This is a genomic window from Stenotrophomonas sp. GD03777 (assembly GCF_029842485.1).
In the GTDB taxonomy this organism is placed as follows: Bacteria; Pseudomonadota; Gammaproteobacteria; order Xanthomonadales; family Xanthomonadaceae; genus Stenotrophomonas; species Stenotrophomonas sepilia.
In genome coordinates this window covers 1-8,990 of the sequence record NZ_JAOCGL010000133.1, presented here as the reverse complement: position 1 = coordinate 8,990, position 8,990 = coordinate 1, and the positions used below count along the sequence as shown (strand labels likewise).

General features: G+C 66.7%; 9 protein-coding genes and 1 pseudogene. 5 read left to right on the top strand and 5 right to left on the bottom strand.

Annotated elements, in window-relative coordinates; all coding sequences use genetic code 11:
* A pseudogene (locus N5E02_RS18845) lies at positions 1-255 on the top strand (hydroxymethylbilane synthase); the annotation flags it as partial.
* A 116-nt stretch (positions 256-371) separates the two neighbouring features.
* Here N5E02_RS18845 and N5E02_RS18840 read toward each other — a convergent pair.
* Together N5E02_RS18840 and N5E02_RS18835 are read right to left on the bottom strand one after the other, a co-directional pair.
* Complete coding sequence (locus N5E02_RS18840) at positions 372-1,148, bottom strand: DUF481 domain-containing protein (RefSeq protein WP_005419541.1); 777 nt, start codon at positions 1,146-1,148, stop codon at positions 372-374.
* Between the two features lie 106 nt (positions 1,149-1,254).
* On the bottom strand, positions 1,255-1,857 hold the full coding sequence (locus N5E02_RS18835; RefSeq protein ID WP_005419540.1) for a hypothetical protein: 603 nt from the start codon (positions 1,855-1,857) through the stop codon (positions 1,255-1,257).
* An 80-nt stretch (positions 1,858-1,937) separates the two neighbouring features.
* Here N5E02_RS18835 and N5E02_RS18830 point away from each other — a divergent pair, with 80 nt between their 5' ends.
* The gene (locus N5E02_RS18830) at positions 1,938-2,909 is read left to right on the top strand and encodes a YafY family protein (protein ID WP_005419539.1); all 972 of its coding nucleotides are present in this window, start codon (positions 1,938-1,940) and stop codon (positions 2,907-2,909) included.
* Between the two features lie 26 nt (positions 2,910-2,935).
* Positions 2,936-3,730 (top strand): MetQ/NlpA family ABC transporter substrate-binding protein, encoded by a 795-nt coding sequence (locus N5E02_RS18825; RefSeq protein WP_053500668.1) that lies wholly within the window; start codon positions 2,936-2,938, stop codon positions 3,728-3,730.
* Positions 3,731-3,907: 177 nt separating this feature from the next.
* Here N5E02_RS18825 and glpK read toward each other — a convergent pair whose 3' ends face one another.
* The 3 genes from glpK to N5E02_RS18810 form a co-directional block, all read right to left on the bottom strand.
* Positions 3,908-5,407: a glycerol kinase GlpK gene (glpK, locus tag N5E02_RS18820; protein WP_065178005.1), complete on the bottom strand. Its 1,500-nt coding sequence runs from the start codon at positions 5,405-5,407 to the stop codon at positions 3,908-3,910.
* Positions 5,408-5,509: 102 nt separating this feature from the next.
* The gene (gene glpD, locus N5E02_RS18815; protein ID WP_262089895.1) at positions 5,510-6,994 is read right to left on the bottom strand and encodes a glycerol-3-phosphate dehydrogenase; all 1,485 of its coding nucleotides are present in this window, start codon (positions 6,992-6,994) and stop codon (positions 5,510-5,512) included.
* 242 nt (positions 6,995-7,236) lie between these two features.
* Complete coding sequence (locus tag N5E02_RS18810) at positions 7,237-7,872, bottom strand: OmpW family outer membrane protein (RefSeq protein ID WP_005419535.1); 636 nt, start codon at positions 7,870-7,872, stop codon at positions 7,237-7,239.
* 186 nt (positions 7,873-8,058) lie between these two features.
* On the opposite strand from N5E02_RS18810, the gene N5E02_RS18805 reads away from it, so the two are divergent.
* Both N5E02_RS18805 and N5E02_RS18800 read left to right on the top strand, forming a co-directional pair.
* Positions 8,059-8,574, top strand: a complete 516-nt coding sequence (locus N5E02_RS18805) for a DNA-deoxyinosine glycosylase (protein ID WP_164093231.1) — start codon at positions 8,059-8,061, stop codon at positions 8,572-8,574.
* A gap of 167 nt (positions 8,575-8,741) precedes the next feature.
* The coding region (locus N5E02_RS18800) for a biotin/lipoyl-containing protein (protein WP_345782205.1) at positions 8,742-8,990 on the top strand (249 nt) is incomplete at its 3' end.

The following is an 8,990-nucleotide window of genomic DNA, read 5'->3' as shown; positions in this document are numbered from 1 at the left end:
GCCGCCACGCGCGCCTGCGTGGAAGCCGAGCGGGCCATGAACCGCGCGCTGCATGGCAGCTGCCACGTGCCGGTGGCGGCGATCGCGCAGTGGCAGGGCGACGACCTGCACCTGCAGGGCCTGGTCGGCAGCGCCAGTGATGGCCGCGCCGTGCGTGCCGAAGCGGTGGGCCCGGCCCGTGATCCGGAAGCGCTGGGCCAGCGGGTGGCGAAGCTGCTGCTGGACGGTGGTGCTGGCGAACTGCTGAACGTCTGAGGCACCGCAGGTAGTGCCGGCCGCTGGCCGGCAACCTCATGCCGCCGATTGAACGCTGTTGCCGGCCAGCGGCCGGCACTACCGAAATGAAGAACGGGCGCCTTGGCGCCCGTTTCTTATTTGAACTTGTAGACCACGTTCATCGTGGTCAGCGTATCGGTCTTGCGCTTGTCGACAGCGACGTCGCTGTTGTAACGCGCCTGCCAGCCGGCCTTCAGCGCCAGGTGCTCGTTCATGCTCACCGAGACGCCGAAGTCGTTCTGGCCGAAGGTGTTGTACGAACCGGATTCGACCAGCAGCGTGTTCACCAGGTCGGTGTTGTCGGTCAGCGAGTATTTCAGGTCGAACTGGCCGCGGCCGATCATGCCGGTACGGGTGCGGTCATCCTCGGTGCTGTGGGTACGGCGCACGCCGGGGCCGATCTGCGCGTCGAAATAGAAGCGCTCGGTGTTCCACAGGCGGGTGCCGTAACCCAGACCGAACGAGCTCTGGCGGTCGTAGGTGGCGAAGTCGTCGCGCTCGGTACGCACCGTGGCCGTCAGCTGGCGGTGCTCGCCCAGCTGCAGCGCGCTGCCCGCACTGCCGGTGTAGCGGTTGGCAGTGGTGTTGCTGCGGCGGGTGGTGGTGCCGTCGTCGTTGGTCTCGGTCACCTTGGAGCTGGAGCGCAGGCCGAACAGGTCCATGCTGTGCACCCAGTCGCCGTCGGTGTAGCGCAGGCGCAGGCGGCCGTTGAAGCTCTCGGTGCTGCTGTTGCCGCGTGCCGAGGCAAAGCCGAGCTCGCCGCCGCTGCCGCTCCACGGCGAGGACATCGCCGCCAGTTCGGAGGCATCCTGCGCGTATGCGAGCGGCGCACACAGCAGCAGGGGGATCAGCAGGGACACGCGCAGGGACATCGAGGCTTCTCCGGAACGGTTAACAGCCGGTGATGATACTGGAAGCGTGATGGCGGTCCGAATCGATCCAAAGCGTGCTTCAGCGAACGTTGCCGCGATCGCCTATTCAGGGCAGATCGACACGCAATGCGGGGTCGTTGAAGCGCGAATAGCGCAGGCGCAGCTGGAAGCTGCGGCCATTGCTGCTGCCGCTGCGCACGATCTGGCGTGGCAGGCCCTGGGCATCCACCCAGTACTCCAGGCGTTCGCCGGGCTGGTTGCCGCGCAGCCGGTAGTGACGGGTCTCGACCCCGTCCAGCGCCTGGCTGCCGAGATCTTCGGCCTTCAGGTCGGCGGGCAGGGCGTCGGCCGGCAGCGGGTTGCGCCACTGCTCGAGCAGGCCGGGCGGGGCCGGCACCTGGCGGATCGCACCGTCGGCCTGCAGGAACAGGGTGTCGCCGATGATGGTCTGCGGCCCGGCCGGGGTCTCCACCCGGAAACGGTCGGGTGCAACGAAGTCCATGGCGCTGCGTATCCGCTGCGGCGCGCCCAGCACTTCCAGTTCGGCGTGGAAGCTGCGCAGGGCGGCGAAACGCTGGCTGGCGCCCAGCACCGCCTGTGCCGGATCGGCGGCAGGTACCGGGGCCTCGGTGCCCGCCGGCGCCGGCGCGCGATCGCAGGCGGCCAGCAGCAGGCAGGCCAGCAGGGACAGGGCAGGCAACCGGCGCATCGGGCATTCCATGGGGTGGGGGCGACCACGATAGCCCAAACGTCCCACACAAGACCCGCGACTCGGACATAATCGGGGGTATGGACCGATACGAACGCATCACCGCCCTGCATCGTCTGCTCAAGTCCGCGCGCTATCCGGTGACGGTGGCGACCCTGCAGGACAAGCTCGGTTGTTCCCGTGCCACCGTCTACCGCGACCTGGCCTTCCTGCGCGATGCGCTGATGGCACCGATCGAGGGCGACGGCGAGGCCGGCTTCCGCTACCAGGCCGACGAGAGCGATCGCTTCGAGCTGCCCGGCCTGTGGCTCAGCTCGGAGGAGCTGCATGCCCTGCTGGCCTCGCAGCACCTGCTGGCGCGTACCGGCGGCGGCGTGCTGTCGTCGGTGCTGGCCCCGCTGCAGCAGCGCATCGAGAGCCTGTTGGCAGCCCAGGCCGGTGTCTCCAGCTGGCCGGTCGATCGCGTGCGGGTGATTCCGCACCGTGGCCGCAAGTTCGATGAAGGCAGCTTCCGCAGCGTGGCCTCGGCGGTGCTGGAGCGCCGTCAGCTGGCGTTCGAGTACCGCGCCCGTTCCACCGACGAGCCGACCAAGCGCACCGTCTCGCCGCAGCGCCTGACCCATTATCGCGACAACTGGTACCTGGATGCCTGGGACCATGACCGCGAGGCGCTGCGCAGTTTCGCGGTGGACCGCATCCACAAGGCACGGGTAATCGACAGTGCCGCCCGCGATGTCGCCGACAGCGAGCTGGACGAGCAGCTCGGCGCCAGCTATGGCATTTTTTCGGGTGCGCCGAAGGGCTGGGCGACCATCCTGTTCAGCGCCAAGGCTGCGCGCTGGGTGGCCGACGAGCACTGGCATTCCAAGCAGCAGGGTCGTTTCCTGGCCGATGGCCGCTACGAACTGAAGGTGCCGTACAGCGTCTCGCGAGAGTTGCTGATGGACGTGCTGCACTATGGTTCGGATGCAGAGATCATCGAGCCGATCATGCTGCGCGAGCAGGCCAAGGCGCTGCTTGAGCTGGCCCTGAGCAACTACGAAAAATCCTGACACTCCCCCCGAGAACCCCGTCCCCCATGAAGAAGACCCTGTTGCTGTCCCTGCTCGCCGCTGCGCTGGCCCTGACCGCCTGCGGCAAGTCCGGCGAGCCGTCGCAGAAGCTGGTGGTGGCCGCCACGGCCGTGCCGCATGCCGAGATCCTCGAGGTGGTCAAGCCGATCCTCAAGCAGGAAGGCGTGGACCTGGACGTGCGCGTATTCAACGACTACGTGCAGCCCAACGACCAGCTGGTGCAGAAGCAGGTGGACGCCAACTACTTCCAGACCGAGCCGTACCTGGATGCCTACAACCGCGACCGCAAGACCGACCTGGTGAAGGTGATCGGCGTGCACATCGAGCCGTTCGGTGCGTACTCGCGCAAGGTCAAGTCGCTGGCCGAGCTGCGCGATGGTGCCGACGTGGTGATCCCGAACGATCCGAGCAACAACAGCCGCGCGCTGATCCTGCTGCACAAGGCCGGCGTGATCGAGCTGAAGGACCCGGCCAACGCGCTGTCGACCCAGCGTGACATCACCGCCAACCCGAAGAACCTGAAGTTCCGCGAGCTGGACTCGGCGATGCTGCCGCGCGTGCTGGACCAGGTCGATCTGGCCCTGATCAACACCAACTATGCGCTGGACGCCGGCCTCAACCCGACCAAGGATGCGCTGGCGATCGAGAGCAAGGATTCGCCGTACGTGAACTTCCTGGTCGCGCGCCCGGACAACAAGGACGACGCCCGTGTGCAGAAGCTGGCCAAGGCCCTGACCAGCCCGCAGGTGAAGGCCTTCATCGAGAGCAAGTACAAGGGCGCGGTGCTGCCGGCGTTCTGATTGCGGCTGATCTGTTGATTTGAATGGTGGGTGTCGACCTTGGTCGACACTGCCTGCCCTGTAGAGCCGAGCCCACGCTCGGCTCTGCTGTTTCCGGCATTTCACCAACGGCAGCCGAGCATCGCTCGGCTCTTCCGTGTCACTCCACGTGCCGCAGCAGGGCAGGGCATTGCAGTTTCAATCGACGTGGAAGGCGAGGGTGGCGGCAACTGCCTGCTGCCATCCCGCATACAGCTTCTCGCGCCGCGACACCTCCATCTGTGGCTCGAAGCGCCGGTCCAGGCCCCACTGTGCAGCGATCTGTTCGCGGCTTGACCAGAACCCGACGGCCAGGCCGGCCAGATAGGCCGCACCGAGCGCGGTGGTTTCGGTCAACCGCGGCCGCAGCAGCGGCACACCGAGGATGTCTGCCTGGAAGCCGGCCAGGAAGTCGTTGCCGATCGCACCGCCATCAGCGCGCAGCTCGGTCAGTGCGATGCCCGCATCGGACTGCATGGCATCGAGCACGTCGCGGGTCTGGTAGGCCATCGCTTCCAGCGCGGCGCGCACGAAATGCGCCTTGCCCGTGCCACGGGTCAAGCCAAACATCGCACCGCGCACATCACTGCGCCAATAGGGCGCACCCAGGCCGACAAACGCCGGCACCAGATAGGCGCCGCCGCTGTCGGGCACCTGCGCGGCCAGTGCCTGGCTGTCGCTGGCGCGTTCGATCATGCGCAGTCCGTCGCGCAGCCACTGCACCACCGAGCCGGCGATGAAGATCGACCCTTCCAGCGCATACTCCACGCGCCCGTCCAGGCCCCAGGCAATGGTGGTCAGCAGGCCGTTGCGCGACCGCACCGCCTGCGCGCCGGTATGCATCAACATGAAGCAACCGGTGCCATAGGTGTTCTTGACCATGCCCGGCTGGAAACAGGCCTGGCCGAACAGTGCCGCCTGCTGGTCACCGGCGATGCCGGCGATCGGGATCGGGTGGTCGAAGAAGAACTGCGGCCGGGTGTGTGCGTACACCGCACTGGAGTCGCGCACCTGCGGCAGCATCGCGCGCGGGATGTCGAGCAGGGCCAGCAGATCGTCATCCCAGTCCAGCGTGTGGATGTTGAACAACAGCGTGCGCGCCGCGTTGCTGTAGTCGGTCACATGCGCCTGGCCGCCGCTGAGGTTCCACACCAGCCAGCTGTCGATGGTGCCAAACAGCAGCTCGCCACGTTCGGCGCGCTGCTGCGCACCTTCCACGTGGTCGAGGATCCAGCGCACCTTGGTCGCAGAAAAATAGGCATCGATCAGCAGGCCGGTCCGCTCGCGGATCAGCGCTTCATGGCCTTCGGACTTCAGTCGTTCACAGATGGCGTGGCTCTGCCGCGATTGCCAGACGATGGCGTTGTGGATCGGCTGGCCGGTGGCACGGTCCCAGACCACGGTGGTTTCGCGCTGGTTGGTGATGCCCAGTGCGGCGATATGGCGCGGGTCGATCTGCCCGCGACTGAGCAGTTCGGTCAGCGTGGCATAGACGCTGGTGAGGATCTCGCGCGGGTCATGCTCGACCCAGCCGGGTTGCGGGAAGATCTGTGCAAACTCGCGCTGCGCGCTGCCGATGATGTCGCCGGCACGGTCGAACAGGATCGCGCGCGAACTGGTGGTGCCCTGGTCGATGGCCAGCACGTAGCGGGGCGTCATGCAGCGTCTCCGGTAGAGCAGTCAGGGTAACTTACCTTTCTCTCTGTAGAGCCGAGCCATGCTCGGCTGCATTTGCACAACGCAGCCGAGCATGGCTCGGCTCTACAGAGTGGAGTGTTCGATCCACGCCTGCAGCCGTGTCACCTGCGCAGCGTCCAGCCGCAACCCCAGCTTGCTCCTTCGCCACAGCACGTCCTCGGCAGTGCGCGCCCACTCATGCTCGCGTAGAAAGGCCACTTCCCGGGCATGCAGGCCGCCGCCAAACGCCTCGCCAAGATCGTGCAGGCCCCGTACACCCTGCAGCAGTTCCGCGCTTCGACTGCCATAGGCCCCGGCCCAGCGTCGCGCGATACCTGCGGGCAACCAGGGTGCCGATACCTGCAGATGCGCGCCCGCCTGCGCGGCGTCGCCCCAGTCGCTGCCTGGCAGCGGGTCCCCGTCTGCTGTCCACGCCGCTCCCATCTGCGGCAGGGCGGGCCGCAGCAGCTCCAGCGCTTCCTCGGCCAGCACCCGGTAGGTGGTCAGCTTGCCGCCCAGCACATGCAGCGCCGGTGCCGGGTCCACCTGGAGCTGCAGGCGGTAATCGCGGCTGAGTCTTGCCGCGCGCGGATCGGGATCAGCCAGCAGCGGGCGGACACCGGCGAACTGCCAGACCACATCTTCCGGCGCGATGGGTTCATGCAGGTAGCGGTTGGCCGCTTCGCACAGGTACGCCACCTCTGAAGGCAGCACGCCGCAGCGCGCCGGGTCGCCGCGATAGTCGGTGTCGGTGGTGCCAACCAGCAGGTGGTCGTGGGCGAAGGGCAACAGGAACACCACGCGTCGATCGGGTTGCTGCAGCAGGCACGCGCTGTCATCGGGCCAGGGCCGGCGCAGGACGATGTGGCTGCCTTGTACCAGCCGCAGCGCGGGGCCGCCACTGCGTGCCTCCATCCGTTCCAGCAGGCCGCCGGCCCACGGCCCTGCCGCATTGGCGACGGCGCGCGCGGTCACCTGCTGCTGGCCATCAGCGGATTCCAGCACCGCCTGCCACCGGCCCTGCAAGGGCTGCAGGTCGATGCAGCGGCTGCGCACACGCACCTGTGCGCCCCGCTGCGCGGCATCCAGGGCGTTGAGCAGCACCAGTCGCGCGTCATCGACCTGCGCGTCGGCGTAGCTGAAGGCCTGCCGCAGATCCGGGGAAAGCCAGGGGCCGAGCGGATCGCGCTGAAGGTCCAGGGCGCGCGAGGCGGGAAATGCCGGGCTGCGACGGCCCAGGTGGTCATACAGCCACAGTCCCGCGCGTAGCATCCAGCGTGGGCGCAGATGGGGTTCCCACGGCAGCACGAAGCGCAATGGATGGACCAGATGGGGCGCCTGCCGGCGTACCACCTCGCGTTCGCCCAGCGCCTTGCGCACCAGCCCGAGCTCGCCCTGTTCCAGGTAGCGCAGGCCGCCGTGGATCAGCTTGCTGCTGGCGCTGGAGGTATGCGCGGCCAGGTCGTGCTGCTCGCACAGCAGCACGCGCAGGCCGCGGCCGCTGGCGTCACGGGCGATGCCGGCACCGTTGATGCCGCCACCGATCACCAGCAGGTCGACGTCGTCCATCGTGTCTCCGCGTCCTGTGTCTGTAGAGCCGAGCCGCGCCACCATTGACCGTGGGCGCCATTGAACGTAACGCATCGCAATGCGCGCGGAGCCCGCCGCTCGACTCGGGATAGGGGGCTTGGCTCGACTCTACAAAAAGGCAGTCGAGCATGGGCTCGACTCTACAGAACGCCGGTGACGGAAACGACGACGGGCCCCGAAGGGCCCGTCGCGTTGCATCAGTGAAGCAGGTGCAGCCTGGATCAGAAGCGGGCGCCGATGCCGAAGCCGACGGTCCACGGATCCATCTTGGCTTCGCCGATCTTCTCGCCGCCAACCTTGATGTCCGGGCGGGCGCGCATGTAGCGGGCGTCAGCACGGGCAAACCAGGTGGAGTTGATGTTCATGTCGACGCCGACGGTGCCGATCACGCCCTTGGCATCCTTGAAGCGGATGTCGGTGTCAGCGCCGTTGCCCAGCTTCTCGTTGCTGAAGCTCGACTGGTAGTAGCCGACGCCCACGAACGGACGGAACACGTTGTCAGCCTGGCCGAAGTGGTACTGGCCGCTCAGCGCGACCGGCTGCTGCTCGACCGAGCCCAGGCGGGCGTTGTTCGGGCCCTTGAACTTGTTGTCGAACTTGTCAGCGGCGCCCCACAGTTCAACGGCCCAGTTGTCGTTGATGTAGTAGCTGAAGCTGACGGTCGGCGCCGGACCACCATCGGTCTTCTTCACGCCGGAGATCGGGTCGTTCTTCGGTTCCAGCAGCGAGATGCCGCCAACAACGGCAAAATGCTTGCCCGACGCGGTGTCGGTGCTGCTGCTGTCCTGGGCGAAAGCGGCCGGCGCGAAGGCGGCGGAGGTCAGCAGGGCGAGACTCAGGATACGGATGGAGCGCATGGGGGTATCTCCTAATGTTTCTTGTTTTGGGCCCCCGGTTGCGGGGCGAGCACACCGTAGTCGCCCCAACATGAATCGAATCCGACGCACGTTAAAAAATAGTTTTCCTTGTTCAGCGACCGGTACGGAACGCCTGTATTCATGGGGTTTCTGGCGCTCGGGGACATTCATGCAGTTGGAGAAGATGTGAGCACAGCAACGTTGTGCATTGGCTTGCAAGCGCAGGTGAACGTGGAGTGCAGGGTGCTGCTGCTGGGCTCGATGCCGGGCGTGGCGTCCCTGCAGGAGCAGCGCTATTACGCCCATCCGCGCAACCGCTTCTGGCCGCTGATGGCCGACATCTGTGGTTTCGACGCGGATCTGGCCTACGCCGCGCGGCTGCAGGCATTGAATGCCGCGGGCATCGGTCTGTGGGATGTGATCGGTCGCTGCGAGCGCCGAGGCAGCCTGGACGCGGACATCGTGCGTGGCACGGAAGTGGCCAATGCACTGCCGGAACTGATCGCCACGTTGCCTGAGCTGACGCTGATCGGCTGCAATGGCGCTGCATCATGGCAGGCGTTCCACCGCTGGGTGCTGCCGCAGCTGGAGGCCCCGCCACAGGTGGTTGCATTGCCCTCGACCAGCCCGGCCAATGCGGCGTGGTCGTTGCCGCGCCTGCGCCAGGCCTGGCAGCCGGTTGCAGACGCACTGGCGACATGAAGCGGACATCGTCCGGACAATACGCTACCGACTGGTCGCGGCCGGGACCCGTGGGCAACAGCCTGTCCCGGCTGCGTGCGTACTGAAAACACCTGTAACGGTTGGCGCTGGACCCCGCTGGCCGCACAATAGACGTTTCCCTACACCAGATTGCCGGAGTTATCCCCATGGCCGAAATCAAGGAAGCACTTGTCCCCGATATCGGTGACTACAGCGATATCCCGGTAATCGAGGTGCTTGTCGCCGTCGGCGACACGGTCAAGAAGGACCAGGGCCTGGTGACGCTGGAAAGCGACAAGGCGACGATGGAAGTGCCGTCCTCGGTGGCAGGCGTGGTCAAGGAACTGAAGGTCAAGGTGGGCGACAGCCTGTCCGAAGGCAAGGTCGTGGCGCTGATCGAAGTGGCCGAAGGCGAA

Excerpts from the sequence above, each read along its gene's own strand:
- glpD (WP_262089895.1), bottom strand. The coding sequence starts at position 6,994 with ATGGACGACGTCGACCTGCTGGTGATCGGTGGCGGCATCAACGGTGCC.
- glpK (WP_065178005.1), bottom strand. The coding sequence starts at position 5,407 with ATGACGCCCCGCTACGTGCTGGCCATCGACCAGGGCACCACCAGTTCG.
- N5E02_RS18825 (WP_053500668.1), top strand. The coding sequence starts at position 2,936 with ATGAAGAAGACCCTGTTGCTGTCCCTGCTCGCCGCTGCGCTGGCCCTG.
- N5E02_RS18830 (WP_005419539.1), top strand. The coding sequence starts at position 1,938 with ATGGACCGATACGAACGCATCACCGCCCTGCATCGTCTGCTCAAGTCC.
- N5E02_RS18835 (WP_005419540.1), bottom strand. The coding sequence starts at position 1,857 with ATGCGCCGGTTGCCTGCCCTGTCCCTGCTGGCCTGCCTGCTGCTGGCC.
- N5E02_RS18840 (WP_005419541.1), bottom strand. The coding sequence starts at position 1,148 with ATGTCCCTGCGCGTGTCCCTGCTGATCCCCCTGCTGCTGTGTGCGCCG.
- N5E02_RS18810 (WP_005419535.1), bottom strand. The coding sequence starts at position 7,872 with ATGCGCTCCATCCGTATCCTGAGTCTCGCCCTGCTGACCTCCGCCGCC.